Annotated in this window: 15 protein-coding genes, 1 tRNA gene and 1 pseudogene; 13 read left to right on the top strand and 4 right to left on the bottom strand. The window is 44.4% G+C overall.

The window, feature by feature from the left end; all coding sequences use genetic code 11:
- Positions 1 to 479 precede the first annotated feature (479 nt).
- The 3 genes from QUB66_RS24290 (at position 480) to QUB66_RS24300 (ending at position 3811) form a co-directional block, all read left to right on the top strand.
- A complete protein-coding gene (locus tag QUB66_RS24290; RefSeq protein ID WP_332970001.1) occupies positions 480 to 1475 on the top strand; it encodes a LysR family transcriptional regulator in 996 nt (331 codons plus the stop codon).
- Positions 1476 to 1937: 462 nt separating this feature from the next.
- Positions 1938 to 3002, top strand: coding sequence for an anthranilate phosphoribosyltransferase family protein (locus QUB66_RS24295; protein ID WP_332970002.1), 1065 nt, complete (start codon positions 1938 to 1940; stop codon positions 3000 to 3002).
- Between the two features lie 203 nt (positions 3003 to 3205).
- Positions 3206 to 3811: a molybdenum cofactor guanylyltransferase gene (locus QUB66_RS24300; protein ID WP_332970003.1), complete on the top strand. Its 606-nt coding sequence runs from the start codon at positions 3206 to 3208 to the stop codon at positions 3809 to 3811.
- Here QUB66_RS24300 and QUB66_RS24305 read toward each other — a convergent pair.
- A complete protein-coding gene (locus QUB66_RS24305) occupies positions 3798 to 3983 on the bottom strand; it encodes a hypothetical protein (RefSeq protein ID WP_332970004.1) in 186 nt (61 codons plus the stop codon). The genes QUB66_RS24300 and QUB66_RS24305 overlap by 14 nt on opposite strands.
- On the opposite strand from QUB66_RS24305, the gene QUB66_RS24310 reads away from it, so the two are divergent.
- From QUB66_RS24310 to QUB66_RS24325, 4 genes are all read left to right on the top strand, one after another.
- The gene (locus QUB66_RS24310) at positions 3937 to 5139 is read left to right on the top strand and encodes an aminotransferase class V-fold PLP-dependent enzyme (protein WP_332970005.1); all 1203 of its coding nucleotides are present in this window, start codon (positions 3937 to 3939) and stop codon (positions 5137 to 5139) included. The two genes, QUB66_RS24305 and QUB66_RS24310, sit on opposite strands and share 47 nt — an antisense overlap.
- A gap of 268 nt (positions 5140 to 5407) precedes the next feature.
- Entirely contained in the window at positions 5408 to 5641 is a 234-nt protein-coding gene (locus QUB66_RS24315; protein ID WP_332970006.1) for a DUF6717 family protein, read from the top strand.
- A 17-nt stretch (positions 5642 to 5658) separates the two neighbouring features.
- Positions 5659 to 7008, top strand: coding sequence for an LCP family protein (locus tag QUB66_RS24320; RefSeq protein ID WP_332970007.1), 1350 nt, complete (start codon positions 5659 to 5661; stop codon positions 7006 to 7008).
- Between the two features lie 191 nt (positions 7009 to 7199).
- Positions 7200 to 7724 carry a pentapeptide repeat-containing protein gene (locus tag QUB66_RS24325; RefSeq protein WP_442923320.1) on the top strand — a complete coding sequence of 175 codons (525 nt, stop codon included), beginning with the start codon at positions 7200 to 7202 and terminating at the stop codon, positions 7722 to 7724.
- Positions 7725 to 7976: 252 nt separating this feature from the next.
- On the opposite strand, the gene QUB66_RS24330 is transcribed toward QUB66_RS24325, so the two are convergent.
- The 3 genes from QUB66_RS24330 to QUB66_RS24340 form a co-directional block, all read right to left on the bottom strand.
- Positions 7977 to 9230, bottom strand: a complete 1254-nt coding sequence (locus QUB66_RS24330) for an S-layer homology domain-containing protein (protein WP_332970008.1) — start codon at positions 9228 to 9230, stop codon at positions 7977 to 7979.
- Between the two features lie 407 nt (positions 9231 to 9637).
- Positions 9638 to 11209 (bottom strand): HNH endonuclease family protein, encoded by a 1572-nt coding sequence (locus QUB66_RS24335; protein ID WP_332970009.1) that lies wholly within the window; start codon positions 11207 to 11209, stop codon positions 9638 to 9640.
- A 156-nt stretch (positions 11210 to 11365) separates the two neighbouring features.
- Complete coding sequence (locus QUB66_RS24340) at positions 11366 to 12058, bottom strand: GDSL-type esterase/lipase family protein (RefSeq protein ID WP_332970010.1); 693 nt, start codon at positions 12056 to 12058, stop codon at positions 11366 to 11368.
- Positions 12059 to 12137: 79 nt separating this feature from the next.
- On the opposite strand from QUB66_RS24340, the gene QUB66_RS24345 reads away from it, so the two are divergent.
- From QUB66_RS24345 to QUB66_RS24370, 6 genes and pseudogenes are all read left to right on the top strand, one after another.
- Positions 12138 to 12371 (top strand): DNA-directed RNA polymerase subunit omega, encoded by a 234-nt coding sequence (locus QUB66_RS24345; RefSeq protein ID WP_106148190.1) that lies wholly within the window; start codon positions 12138 to 12140, stop codon positions 12369 to 12371.
- 310 nt (positions 12372 to 12681) lie between these two features.
- Positions 12682 to 13326: a hypothetical protein gene (locus tag QUB66_RS24350; protein WP_332970011.1), complete on the top strand. Its 645-nt coding sequence runs from the start codon at positions 12682 to 12684 to the stop codon at positions 13324 to 13326.
- 144 nt (positions 13327 to 13470) lie between these two features.
- Complete coding sequence (locus QUB66_RS24355; RefSeq protein WP_332970012.1) at positions 13471 to 13836, top strand: DUF1818 family protein; 366 nt, start codon at positions 13471 to 13473, stop codon at positions 13834 to 13836.
- A 37-nt stretch (positions 13837 to 13873) separates the two neighbouring features.
- Positions 13874 to 13947, top strand: a tRNA-Pro gene (locus tag QUB66_RS24360).
- Positions 13948 to 14226: 279 nt separating this feature from the next.
- Entirely contained in the window at positions 14227 to 14550 is a 324-nt protein-coding gene (locus QUB66_RS24365; protein ID WP_332970013.1) for a hypothetical protein, read from the top strand.
- A pseudogene (locus tag QUB66_RS24370) lies at positions 14466 to 14669 on the top strand (hypothetical protein); the annotation flags it as partial. The gene QUB66_RS24365 and the pseudogene QUB66_RS24370, both read left to right, overlap by 85 nt.
- Between the last annotated feature and the right edge of the window lie 565 nt (positions 14670 to 15234).

Consider the following 15234-nt stretch of genomic DNA (forward strand, 5'->3'; position numbering starts at 1 on the left):
CTTAAGTTTTAACCTTCCCAACAAATAAGTTAGTTAGCACAATTAATGAAGCGAATTTGACTGTGCAGTTCATTAAAGCTGTTTAGCTACAAATTTAAAGATTTCGAGCAAGCTTAATAAAATCGCTTTTTTGATAAATTTACCAACTCATAAATGGATTAAAAATTGGACAATTAGAGAATCGAAATCTAATTGGGCTGAATAAATTCTGCCCGATCAAGTTAATTCGTAGAGCCAAGCATCCGCGCCTCTGGCACCACAATCAAAACTAGACCTCTTGCACTCATTTACAAATTATCTTGAAATTATCTGGGTTGCATCTGTGTCCATCTGCGGTTCCTGTATTAATCAAAGATTTATGCAATCCTGTCTACTAATCTGTACCTGTATCAAGGTGTACTAAATTCTTCTACTAAATCGGTTAATCTCTCTGATGATCTCCGAGTCAAATTTCTGAAACCATCTCCAATTAAACATCCATGCGCTTAGAGCAGCTTCAAGCATTTCTTTCAGTTGCTGAAACCGGTAGCTTTCAGCAAGCAGCCCGGAAATGCGGCGTTACCCAATCGACTATTAGCCGTCAAGTGCAAGGACTAGAAGCAGAAGTGGGTTTATCTCTGTTTCACCGCACCGCCTACGCCAAGCTGACTGTGGGAGGGGAACTCCTGTTACCTCACGCTCGCAAAATCTGTCAGACTTGGCGAAATGCTGCGGTCGAATTGGGAGACTTGTTGGCGGGAAAACAGCCGGAACTTTGCGTGGCTGCGATTCACTCGGTTTGCGCTGCTTATTTGCCGCCTGTGCTGCAAAGGTTTTGCCACGATTATCCTAACGTGCAGTTGCGGGTGACATCGCTGGGGAGCGATCGAGCTTTGAAAGTTCTCAAAGACGGTTTGGTGGACATCGCGGTGGTGATGAACAACCGCTATTTTACTCAAGCCCCGGAAATGTTGGTTGAGGTGCTCTACAATGAGCCGATCGAGGTATTGATGGCAGCGGCTCATCCCCTCGCCCAGTACGATCGAGTACCTTGGCCGGAATTGATTTGTTACCCGCAAGTGGTATTTAAGGACGGGTACGGAATGCAGCGCATGGTGCAAGAACAATTCGGACGCATCGGTGCTAAACTTCATGCTGTTTTGGAACTCAACACTCTCGATGCTTTTCGAGGTGTGGTGCGCCAGGGAGAATTGATTGCTTTGCTGCCACATTCAGCTTTGCTAGACGCTAGGGACGATCGCACTTTAGCAATTCGGCCGATCGCCCAAGAAAGTGCAAATTTAAAGGTTTCGGCGATCCTCTTCGAGGGCTTCGCTAACGGACAATCGGCGATCGATCCGACTTGGACTCGCGAAGTCGTGTTAGTGACAACACGCGATCGAATGCAAATTCCGCCGATCGCCCATTTCTGGAATCTAGTACGCGAATTTGTGCCACCAGTTGATGCAATCAAGGTAGGAAAATCCGGGAATTAATACCATTTGAAATTTGAGATTTGAGATTTGAGATTTGAGATTTTAGGACGTTACCAATGACAGTTGACAGTTGACAGTTGACAGTTGACAGTTGACAGTTGACAGCTTGCGAAAGAGAAGGGTTGACAGTTGACAGTTGACAGTTGACAGTTGACAGCTTGCGAAAGAGAAGGGTTGACTAATGACTAATGACTAATGACTAATGACAGTTGACAGTTGACAGCTTGCGAAAGAGAAGGGTTGACTAATGCCCAATGACTAATGCCCAATGACTAATGCCCAATGCCCAATTCCCAATGCCCAATGCCCAATGCCCAATGCCCAATGACTAATGCCCAATGACTAATGCCCAATGCCCAATGCCCAATGCCCAATTACTAATGCCCAATGCCCAATGACTAATGCCCAATGCCCAATGCCCAATGCCCAATGCCCAATGCCCAATTACCAACTTCAAGAATTATGAGTGACGCATTTAGAGAATTGCTGCGAAAAATTGGCAGCGGAGTACACACAGGAGAAAACTTAACTCGATCGCAAGCAGCAGCAGCCACGCGGATGATGCTACTGGGAGAAGCCACACCAGCTCAAATCGGAGCTTTCATGATTTCCCACCGCATCAAACGGCCCACCGGCGAAGAATTAGCCGGAATGCTCGATGCGTATGAAGAATTGGGGCCGATGCTGGCCCCTCCCAACCGAGAAAAAGGGTTTGCCGTATCTAGCGTGGCAGTGTTTGGCGTTGCCTACGACGGGCGATCGCGCACCGCTCCAATTAGCCCTTTAACCGCCCTAATATTAGCCGCCTCTGGCGTCCCAACCGTCATGCACGGAGGGGATATCACGCCAACCAAAGAAGGTATTCCCCTGATTGAAATTTGGCGTGGTTTGGGAGTTGACTGGAGAAAACTTAGTTTAGAAAAAGTCCAGCAAGTTTTTGACAGTACCGGTTTAGGTTTTGTTTACCTTCCCAAGCATTTTCCTCAAGCCGCGAGTTTAGTTCCCTACCGCCGCGAAATCGGCAAACGGCCACCTTTTTCGACAATGGAGTTGATGTGGTGTCCCTGCGCCGGCGACGTTAATGTCATCTCCGGCTACGTGCACCCGCCGACAGAAGGTATGTTTCAAACAGCCTTTGAGTTGCGGGGAGTCAAAAATTATACCACAGTCAAGGGATTGGAGGGCAGTTGCGACTTGCCGCGCGATCGGACTGCAATTATCGGCATTGCTAAACCGGGTGCGGAGTTCGAGCGAATGCTTTTAGCCCACGGAGATTACGGTTTTAGCAGCACAAATCCCGCCTTTGAATCAGCATCTGAGTTATTCAAACAAATGCAGGAAGTTTTGCTAGGAAAACCCTCAGAATTGATGCAGTCGGCTATCTGGAACGGTGGATTTTATCTGTGGCGCAGCGGAGTTTGTTTGGATATAAACTCTGGTTTGATTGAGGCAGAAACGTTATTAAGCAGCGGTCAAGTCGTGCAAAAACTTGAGGAAGTTAGCAAAGCAGTTAGTGCTTTAAATTGAGAATAAATAATCAGGTTGGGTGCGTATTGTACACAATACAATGATAAAAATTTCTTCTTTGTGACTAATGATAAGGTTCGCGAGCGGGGATAGCACTAATGACCAATGACCAATGACCAATCACCAATGCCCAATGCCCAATGCCCAATGCCCAATGCCCAATGCCCAATGCCCAATGCCCAATGACCAATGACCAATGACCAATGACTAACCATAAAATTGCAGTAATTGTGCTCGCAGGCGGTCAAAGTTCGCGGATGGGTAGAGATAAAGCTCTGCTGGAAATTGAGGGTGAAAGCCTATTGCAGCGGGCGTGTGAGGTTGCCGCAGTTGTAACGCCACAAGTGTATGTTCTGACTGCTTGGCCCGATCGCTATCGATCGACCTTAACCCAACAATCCCAATTTCTGCTAGAGTACAATCCGGGCTCCGGGCCCTTAGTCGCATTAACTCAGGGATTAACAGCAATTGCCGCCGACTGGATTTTACTACTAGCTTGCGATTTGCCCTTGTTAGATGCCCAGATTATTCAGAATTGGGCTAGTCAGCTAACAGCGTTTCCCCCATCTACCTTAGCAGTTGTGCCCTATCAGAATTCGCGCTGGGAGCCATTGTGCGGCTTCTACCGCCAACAATCTCTCCCCAGTTTACAAAGTTTTATTGACCGAGGGGGACGTTCATTTCAACAGTGGTTAAATCAAATCCCGGCAAAACCTCTACCCGTAGGGGAACGGGAATCAATCATGTTATCAAATTGCAATACCTTAGAAGAGTTTGACAAATTAAAATCTGTAATTAGTAATGGGTAATTGGTAATGGGTAATTGGTAATATTTATTTTCCTCTTCCCTCTTCCCTCTTCCTTCTTTCCTCTTCCTTCTTCCTTCTTCCTTCTTCCTTCTTCCTTCTTCCTTCTTCCTTCTTCCTTCTTCCTAATGATTAACGAACACTGGTTACTCGATCGCGAAATAACATTCCTCAACCACGGCTCCTTTGGGGCCTGTCCGATTCCCGTACTGGAAGCCCAAACCAGTTTTCGAGAACAACTAGAAAGAGAACCATTGCGCTTTTTAATGCGGGAATTTGAACCGCTGTTAGATAATGCCAGAAATCAGTTAGCCGCATTTATCGGCGCGGGTGAGGAAGATTTAGCCTTTGTGCCGAATGCTACAACGGGAATAAATGCAGTTTTGCGATCGCTAATTTTTGCTCCCGGCGACGAATTGCTAACCACAAATCAGGAATACAACGCCTGCCGCAACACACTTGATTTCATAGCAGAGCGCACAGGCGCTAAAGTGATAGTCGCCGAAATACCATTTCCAATTGAATCACCAGAACAAATTATTGCAGCCATAATTAAATGCGTTTCCCCGCAAACAAAATTAGCCTTACTAGACCACATTGTCAGCCAAACAGGTTTAATTTTTCCCATCAAACAGTTAGTCAGCGAATTAGCTGATCGCGGCGTAGATGTATTAGTAGACGGAGCTCACGCGCCGGGAATGGTAGCACTGAATTTAGAAGAAATTGGTGCCGCTTACTATACAGGAAATTGTCACAAATGGCTGTGCGCCCCGAAAGGTGCGGCTTTTTTGTACGTGCGGCGCGACAAACAAGATGGCATTCGGCCAACTACCATCAGTCACGGAGCCAACTCACCGCGCGCTGACAAATCGCGCTTTCAACTAGAATTTGACTGGATGGGAACAGTCGATCCAAGCCCTTATTTGTGCGTACCTGTAGCTATTAATTTTATGGGTTCTTTGTTGAGCGGTGGGTGGCCAGAATTGATGGCAAAAAATCATGCTTTAGCATTAGCTGGCAGACAGATATTAGCAGATAAATTAGATTTGCCCCTACCTTGTCCCGATGAAATGGTGGGTTCAATGGCTGTTGTACCGCTGCTAGATGAAAATTATGATGCGGCTGGAACCGGAGGAATTCCACCTTTACAAGAGGCGCTGTGGCAGATTTTTAGAATTGAAGTACCGGTGATTCCTTGGCCGGATTCTAGCAAGCGATTGGTGAGAATTTCAGCTCAGTTTTACAATACTTTGCCACAGTATGAATATTTGGCTAAGGCGCTAGTTGAGCTTACGGGAATTTCAGCGGGAGATTCCATTCAAAAAACATAACACTCAACTACAAACATTCAGAGGTTCGTAGTGAGGATTTCAGTCTTCTCCCATCAATAAATAATGACTAAAGTCCTGACTACGAAACAGTTTGGAGAATATAATGTATTCAGAATCACATTTCCCAGCCCAAATAAACGGAATGAAAAGAGGAGAATACGATGTCAAATGCCATGATGGTAATTTACCCCGATCGCGAACAGTACACCTGGGTTTTTGACGACGAGCGAGTCGGACTTGTCCGAGAACCATTTGTTCAGTACCCTAAATGATTGAAGTGCTTGTCGCAGACATTCCGAATGCCGATCGAGGTTTCCGACTTTTATTTTCAGCAAATCCATTTCCCGGATATCCAGCAGAAATGCTGTGGTTTAAAGCAGAATACGGCGGTAACTGGTATCGGTGGGAAACCCAAAATATGGAAGGCTGGCTGTGTCCAGCTTTGTTCAAATACTTTGCAGAAGCACCGCCCAAGTTTTACTGCAAAGCTGAAAAAATGTAATAATCAATAGCAAGTCAATGAAAAACTTGTCAATCTTTAAAAGAAACTTTCTTAAACCAGTCGATCGCGAAACTCGAAAAAAGCCTAAAATAGTCCTGTATGTATTTTGGACATTTTTGCTGATTTTCACGGCAGCCATCTCCGCAGGAATCGGAGCAATTACCGCCCTCTTCGCCCCCGTGGAACCGCAATTTATTAGTAAAGTCCTAGACGCTGCGGGCTTTAACTACAACTCATCCAACTCTTCTGGATACCGCCTGTTGCGGCCTGTGAATATCTTGATTCTGGGCATTGATCGCGTACCAGAAACCGCTGCAAATTCCCCTAAAATTTTTGAAGGTCGCAGCGATACAATACTCTTATTTCGCATCGATCCTAGAGATAAATCTATTAGTTTGATTTCAGTTCCGCGAGATACTAAAGTCCAAATCCCCGGAGTTCGATTCAGCAAAATTAACGAAGCTAATGCTAGAGGAGGAGCGGCTTTGGCGACGCGATTGGTTAGCATTATCTTGAACAATGTGACAATAGAAAGATACGTGCGAGTCAGCAGCGGTGCGTTTCGGGAATTAGTCGATTTGTTGGGCGGCCTTGAGGTATTTGTACCTCGCGCGATGTCCTATACAGATACCGCCCAAAAGTTAAAAATAAACTTAGCACAGGGATGGCAAACTCTCAACGGAGAACAAGCAGAACAATTTGCTCGATTTCGCAACGACGGTTTGGGAGATATCGGCCGTATTCAGCGGCAGCAATCTTTAATTCAAGCTATTCGGAACCGCCTCGCCAGTCCATCAGTATGGGTGCGCTTGCCACAAATTGTGCGATTGATGCAACAATATGTGGATACAAACCTAAATTTTGAGGAAATATTGACGATCGCAAATTTCGGTTTGCAATTGGAGCGAGATAATTTTAAAATGGTGATGTTGCCCGGACGTTCGAGTTCAGCACAAGGGGATTTGAGGAGTTATTGGATTTTAGATGTTGCTGGGCGCGATCGGATTATGACACAATATTTCAAGCAAAGCGTACCCGATTTTGCCCAAGGGCGATTTCGCAATCCCAGCCAGTCCATTTTGCCCAGCAACCTCAAAATCGCCGTCCAAAACGCTTCTAGCAACCCGAAAACCGCCAAAAAAGTCGCTGAATTTCTCAGAAAAAAGGGCTTTTCTAGTGTATCTGTAGTCAAGGATTGGCCCGACAAGCAGCGTCAAAGTCAAATTATTGTACAGCAAGGCGATTTAGAAGCAGCAAATCTCCTGCAAAAAGCGCTAGGCGACGGTAAAATTGAAGCATCTTCTACTGGTGAAATCGAGTCTGACTTGACACTTCGCGTCGGCGAAGATTTAGTAAAGCGATTTTAATTAGTCATTAGTCATTAGTCATTAGTCATTAGTCATTAGTCATTAAGTAGGTAAACGCAAAAAAATATTTATTTCGCGGTAAATTGTAGGGGCGGGTTAAGCGTAGAATCTCTGGTAAAAGCGAGTTAATCAATGCAAAACCCGCCCTCTCATGTAATGTCTATTTGTAACTTAATCATTAGTAAAATACCATGAGTAAAAAATCTATGAAAAGTGTATTCCGAGTTTTGCTGAGCCTAATTTTAAGTGTAGCGTTAGCCTTTGGATGGGTAATGCTGAGTGCTACTCCGGCATTTGCGCTACCGAAAAAAATTATTAATTATACAAATATTAATTTGTCCGATCGCGATTTCTCCAATTCTGACTTAGCGGGCGGAACATTCGTCGCTGCTGAGATGCGGGGAACCAACTTTCAAGGCGCAGATTTAACCAATGCGATTTTGACTAAGGGAGTTTTGTGGAAGGCCAACTTGTCAGGTGCGAATCTCTCCGGTGCTTTGGCAGATAGAATTACATTTGATGGCGCTAATTTGACGAATGCTAATTTCACCGAAGCAATTATGACTCGAACTCGGTTTTTTGATGCGGCAATTTCCGGCGCTGATTTTACAGACGCGATTATCGACGCTTATCAAGTAACAATGATGTGCGAAAAAGCAGATGGTGTCAATCCCGTGACGGGAGTTTCTACGCGAGAAAGTTTAGGATGTCCGTAGAAATTTAAAGTTACAGGAATTATGTACGAGAGGCTAGAAACCGGGTTTCTACGAGTTTTTTGGTTTAGTAACAATAAATCCACAAAGAAACCCGGTTTCTGAGATAGCGCCAGGGGCTAGAAACCGGGTTTCTACGAGTTTTTTGGTTTAGTAACAATAAATCCACAAAGAAACCCGGTTTCTGAGATCAGCGTGCGTCACTGATCTTTACATCCGTTACATCCGTTACAAAATCCGCTGCCGAACTTCCTTCTATCGAGTGCTACAAATGCCTGTGTTTGCAGTGCCAAATACCAAGTCAGAATTCAACAGCAAATTTAAATCAGTATCAGGATTAACAGCATATAAATCAACTTTATCTCGCCCCAAAAAGACTCCGACTAAAGTCCCGACTCCCGCGCCACCTAGTACCTCTTCAGTTGCGATCGCCCGATCGCCCGTAACTCCTGCAATCGCCGCCGCCGCTGCTGCACCCAAAGCCGTATTCTTAATCAGATTACCAACATTCACGCCCTTAGTCACACTTTCTTTCCGAGTAATCACTTGCGAAGTAGCATTCAGAGGCACTCTGCTACCGTTGATGATACTTAATTCTTGGGCCACAAACTGAACGCCCGCAGCAGTCGATCGCAATTCGCCGCTAATTTTCGAGCCTTCGGGTATCAGCACTTTGCCATTACTCCCTGCGATATCCGCAGCCACAGTCAGAGTAATCGGAGACTTGTCATTGGGGGCGAGCAAAATCTTGCCTTTGGCGTATTCGATAGGAATAGTCACCCCACTAGGAATTTTCACAGCCACAGAATCGCTAACATTAATCTTAGCAATATAAGGAGAATTAATTGCTTTTGCTTGATTGGTACTGACTAATGTTTGATAGATAAAAGCAGCTACTTCCGCCCGCGTGGATGACTGATTTGGTTTCAGAGATTTAGGATTGGGATAGCTGACAACCAACTGTTTTTCAGTAGCAGCAGCCACACTTTTGACAGCATAACTTTGAATCTCACCCGCATCATTATAGTAGCTAAGAACATCTTGAAAATTGCAAGTAGGCTCATACCCAAGTCCGTTATTTAAAGCGACTACAACTTGCACGCGAGGAATTTGCTGCATTGGCCTGAACACATTGCCGGGATAGCCAGACATCCATCCCATTTCATAAGCTTCTGCGATCGCCCCGCTTGCCCAAAAATTAGACGGAACATCGGCAAACCCTACAGCACCGCGAGTTTTCGCCTTTTTCACAGAACGGATCATTGCCGCGAATTCAGCCCGTGTTACCAGTGCATCCGGGCGGAAAGTGCGATCGGGAAATCCTTTGATAATTCCTCTTTCTGACAAATCTTGAATAAAGTCTTTTGCCCAATAGTTATTATTAACATCCGAAAAAGCTGTTTGAGCAAAAGCAGGCGCGGGATTTAGGATAGGCGCTACGGTTCCAGCAACGGTTCCCAATGTTAATAAAACAGATGTGCCGAATTTGATGCGTTGAAAAACAGACATTTTTTGATTCTCCAGTTTACACAAATTTTTTATTAAGGATAAGTAAGCTTATTTTAGGCTGATTGATTTCTGCCTAACTTACTCTTTTCCTCAGTTATGTAACTATTATGGAATGCTTTTATTTGTGGCGAGGGGAAGATAGGGTCTTTTAAAATAAATATTTTGAAGCCGATGTGTAGATTTAAAAATGCTTAAACTCCTTAAAAGCCTTATGTTCCTTATCTCCCTTATCTACCTTGTGTCTGCAATTAACAGGATTTACGGATAAAGCCGCTTGATATGCGCTCGTGAGTGCATACCAAATGGCATGAGATTGATTTAACAAAAAAGTAATAGCCTCTCGCTAAAATTTAAGTATCGGCGATCACAATATCTTGGCTAGAGATTAAATCGAACACACATTTTTTTCAATTTTTATAGGTAGTATTGCAGTATGGGTGAGTTAATTGTGCGTTCTTTAAAGTTCCTAAACCCCCCTCAGCTTTTCTTTTGATATGGTCGATACTGTTAAATCGGGTAGGAAGATATCCTCCACAAATTTTACAATCTGGGCAGCCCGGTAGAGCCTGTCTGATAAAAGCAGATGCCTTGGTTTCGCGAGAAAATTCTTTACTTTGAATTTCACCATTGTCGGCTTTCTTTGGAATTTTCAGAGTGGCAAATTTTTTATCGCCAGATTTTATTTCTGTGATAATATTTTTTTTATCTCTACCTTCTGACAACTTATTAATCACTTGTAAGTAGAAGTCTCTGACGAGTTCTCTAGCTTGTAATGCGTCACTCTTCTTTGCAACAAGTTGTGGAACCATATCATAATTCCAAATTACCCATTCAAAGTCTTTTCTGACCTTTATCAATTTAGACCATGATTTAGTCTCTTGTAAATGTAAAATTAAACTGACGATCCCATAGAATGAACCAATTTTGGGTTTTCCTTGTTGAGTGTAAAAGTATACAAGTGGATGTAAACCGAGAGATGAAGGATCGCCGCTATTAATTCTTTGAGCGACTTTTTTGCACTTCTTTAGTAGCTCAATAGTTTGCTCGCCTGTTGAATCTTCTCCCAACTGATTATCGTCTAATATGTTATTGACAATATTTATAAATTCTAAAATCAATTCCAGCTTATCCGAAGATGAAAGATTCCCCACAATGGGTACGTCTAATGTTTTAATTGGATTTGACAGTTTGGGCTGAAATATAAGTTGGTGTATTTCTTGGGCTACTGCTTCAATCTCATCCTGTTTATCTTCAGAGAAACTCGACCAATATTTATGGCCATTACCACTTCTCACGATCGCACGCGCAGCCACACCATTAGGTGTTTTACGTGCTTGTAGCAACCTCATCTCAGTCTCGCTAATCGGGGCTGCTTTCTGGTTGATTTTGAAAAAAGATTCCTCCGCTTTCCTAGCATCGCCTTCAACCCATTGAAGTGAAATCGCTGATGCTCCTAAGTTCCTGGTTCTTTCCAGCATTTTAGGATTAACTTGACCTGCTTGTGAAGTCAATGATTGATAATCTTTGTAAGCTCCTATTTTCTCTTTAATTAGTTTGCGAGTTTCTTTGGCTGCCTCTTTTTGTTCGTCTGTGACGTTGCCGTCATAAAATTGTTTAGAAATCTTACCATCCCCATAATCATCATTAATCCAAGCAAGTAACGAACTCAGTCGATGAGAACCATCAACAACAAAATAGTGGCTACTACCTCGCCAAAGAATAACTGCAGGAATTAAATCTCCATCTAAAAAACTTTCAATAAACTCGCAAATTTTTGCTGCATCCCATTCATTAGTTTCTCTTTGAAAATCCGGTTTTCGCAAAAACGGATAGAAAAAAGAACTTTGTTCTAGATCGCGAATACCTATAGTGAGGATACTTCTTCCCATATTGCGTTCGGACTGATCTTTAATTTCAAATGCTTCTCGGGGAATAAGTGCATCTAGACTAACTGGGGAATTTTTGGATGATTTTGCCATTTTAAGTACCGATTGTTACTTTTTAGTATTTCTTGAGTTTTCGCTTGATAATCTTCCGCTTGAGCGGTGCAATTCAGGTCAATTTCGCTCAATCTAGAGGCTAAGCGCCCATTCAGAATGCCGGGAAAGTTAGCCCTGATGACCAATGACCAATGACTAATGACCGATCGCGAGTAGCGGTTCCCAACTTGTCACATCTTCAAATAAAGATTGATAGCCCGCTGCATTGGGATGAAGACCATCCGAAGTTAGACAAGAACGCCACCAAATATTACCACGATCGATCCATTTATCAAAAATATCTAAATAGGGAATTTCCCGTTCCAAACAAGCTAACTTTGTGGCTTCTTTATACCGATATTGGTCAGCATGACTGTAATACAAACAATCTTGAAAAGGCATTTTACTTTCATCCACCGGCACCATCCCGACAAATATCACCGGACAAAGTTGTTGGGACAGGTTTAACAAATTATCCAAAACAGTTTTAAAATGTTCAAAATCAGTATAACTGCGCCCGGTAGGCGACTGCACCCTCGCCGAATCGTTGAGGCCTACGGAAAGAATAATCGCATCGGGGACGCGGTTTCTGAGCTCGCCCCGGTGCCGAAACTCGTTTTCGAGGCGCTGGGCGACTTGATAGGTGCGATCGCCCCGAACGCCCAAATTGTATAAAACGTGTCCTGCGCTCTCCGTTAACATCCACTGGCGCCGCAATCTTTCCACCCAACCACCGCCTACACCGTCGCCAAAACCGTAGATTAAGCTGTCGCCGAAAGCAACCAATTTGAGGGGATGAGAATTTACCCGATGCAAGTGACCAAAGGAATAGGCTGTTGTTGCCTGCATAAGCAATGATACTCAGTTAGTAATTTTGAATCTTGACATACTAGACTAGAATGTAACATTAGATAAAGTAGGTAATCTCATGGTTAAGCGTCCAACCTTCGATTCAACTCAGCTAACCCGTCGGGCGGAAGAGTTGATCGGTGCTGCATCCAACCGCTATCGGATCACGGTGCAGGTGGCGAATCGCGCCAAACGCCGCCGCTATGAAGATTTCGAGAATATGGATGACACTCAAATGATGAAGCCTGTGATGCGGGCGATATTTGAGATGTCGGATGAACTGACTCAGCCGGAAATTATCGGAGACATCTAGACTTCGGCAGTTTTGGGTTTTGAGTGTTGAATTGCCAGCAATTTTTGTTAACTCAAAACTCAAAACTTTCTTGAACTAGACTGGCGTGGATGGGCAAAAAATCCGGTTTATTTGATCTACCGAATAGAGGTAGAAAGATACAGAAAAGTGAGTCTCCGCCTCGCACTCCGAAAAAACTATAAAAACTATCTTTACCAAATCGGGATGCTCTAAATTGGGTTAATTTTCGTAAAATTCTCAACTAAAAAATTAGAAGATCTGCTGGTAGGTAAGTTTATGAAATTATTCTATTTTTGAAATTGTCAAAACCGTGAAAAAGAAATTCAAGCTGGGCTTAAGTTTTCTGTTAGTTACTTTGAGTGTGGCGATTCTCACGCTTTTGAGTGGGGTATTGGAATCGGGTAAATTAAGTGTGTCGGCTGTGGAACCTTCGCTGTTGGCGAGTTCTGCGTCTGTGCGGTTGGTTGCTCAACAATCTGCACCACAGCAATTGAGGGTGCAAGATGCTTGGAAATTTGTATATGAAAAATTGCCCGATTTCCCGATCGAGAATAACTACATTTCTAAGGAAACTGGAAAAGTCGATCCCAACAATACTTTAGTCGGGCGCTTGATTCGATATCACGTGTTTGTCAAAGGACGGCCGCCGAATTACCGTTTTGATTGGAAGTTGAGTTTAGCTGACTATCTGGGGGCGACTCCCGATTATTTGGTGGAAGGCGTGTATCCGGGAAAAGACGTTTTGCGATCGAATCCGATGGAACGCGATCGCACTGCTATTCAAAGTTTAAATAGAAAACAGCGGGATGCTTTGGTTCAAGCTTTGGTGGATGTTTTTACGGAAAATTCCGGGTCATCGCGCGCACCGGCGGCGGGCCAAAAACCCGAAGGGCGCGAGACTTCCCCCGAAACACCGCAGCCGCAGCCGGGAGATGCAAAGTTGCTGACACCGTAAGCTTGGACGAGGCCTAGAAACCGAGTTTTTGGGCGGCGGCTGCCTGGTACGAAGTAAACGCGAGAAAAACCCGGTTTCTCAACAGCAGCGGATAAGTCCTAAAATCACCCAATCAATCCCAAATCAAAAATTTAAAATCGATCGATGGAACGTGTAATTAAGACTGGTGTTGGCTGGCGTTTGGGATGGAACCCAGAGGCCCAGGAGTTTCAGGGTTTGGTGGCTGGGGAGGGTTGGGCGATCGAACTCACGGAGGCCGAGTTAAACGATTTTTGCCGATTGTTGGGACAATTGGCAGCCACAATGAGTCAAATGGCCTCTGAGTTGATGGACGAGGAAAAAATCGCCATTGAAGCCGAAAGCGATTTGGTTTGGGTGCAGGTAGAAGGCTATCCGGCAGCTTACAGCGTGCAGTTGATCTTGAATGCTGGCCGTCGCTGCGAGGGTTTTTGGCCGCCGGCTGCGGTTCCAAGTTTGGTGCAGGCTGCAAAAGTTTTAAAAGTTTTTTGACTTTTTTGGGAATTCCATGCTAAGCTGTTAAAGCTGTCGGGGCGTAGCGCAGCTTGGTAGCGCACTACTTTGGGGTAGTAGGGGTCGTGGGTTCAAATCCCGCCGCTCCGATCGTGATAAAACCTTCTCAAACGAGAAGGTTTTGTTGTTTCTACAGTTATTTGCTTGCATTCGACATTCTCAATTAAGGGTGACAGAATATGACAAGCTCTGACAAGATTAGCGATGAAACAGCGATGATAGTCAGCGAAGCGGGTTACAGCTTTTTAACCTCTGAAAATGAGGTTTGCTTTAAAGGAGAAACCAGTGGCGGGAACTGTCAGGATTGAGAATTTTCAGGATCGGTTGAGACTGGCTTGGCGCTGGCAAGGTAAGCGGTTTTAGCTTTCCATGAACTTGCCCTACACCCAAATCAACTGCAAAGCTGCCGAAATCAAGGCTCGGCAGATTGAGCTTGACATGGCCAGCAACAATTTTGATGCAACTCTGGCAAAATATAAACCAGAAAAACAGGCCAATTTAGCCGTCACTGAACTGTTCGTAGGCGTCAGCCGGGGCGAAGCCATCGCTTCTGTGCCTACAAACAGCGTAATCTCAGCCCTCAAACTTTTGCTAAGTACACAGCAACAAAGAACAATATTTCTGAGTTTTTCCGAAACAAATCTGTTCCTGATGTTTCCGAAACGATGGCAGAAAAGTTTCGGGGATGGTTGAGCGATCGCCTCGAACCTCCTGTGACAGTGCGTGAAAGAATCGCCATGATGCAGGCTTGTTGGGCTTGGGCAATCAAGAAAAAATTGCTCCCTCTAAGCAATGTTGTCGCTTTTAGTTGACATTGGTACTCCTACGAAAATCCCTAAACATAGGGGAAAATCCCCCGGCTGGGAAAAAGGAAAGGTACGTACTAAGGCACCGTGCTATCCCACTGTGAAAAAACTGGTTTCAAGGGCGCAAAAAGTCTTCAAGATTAGCTGTTTAATCTTCTACCTTGTGAATTTTTGAGTAACAGCTTGCCGGATATTCAAAGGCCGCTATTTTTAGCTGCACTCATTTTTTAGTCTAAACTACAGTCATTGAGTCTTCCACCTAATCATGAATATTGTTCGAGATAATTAACCCATTTTTTTCCATCTAATCCAACACCAAATGTACTCCGTCTTCGATATCTTTTGTTAGGTTATTGACGCCGACATATAGCGGTTCTCAGAAAGATGAGGTATGCCCTATGCCCTATGCCCTATGCCCTATGCCCTATGCCCTATGCCCTATGCCCTATGCCCTATGCCCTATGCCCTATGCCCTATGCCCTATGCCCTATGCCCTATGCCCTATGCCCTATGCCCTATGCCCTATGCCCTATGCCCTATGCCCTATGCCCTATGCCCTATGCCCTATGCC

This window comes from Microcoleus sp. A2-C3 (genome assembly GCF_036706065.1).
Taxonomy (GTDB): Bacteria; Cyanobacteriota; Cyanobacteriia; order Cyanobacteriales; family Microcoleaceae; genus Microcoleus.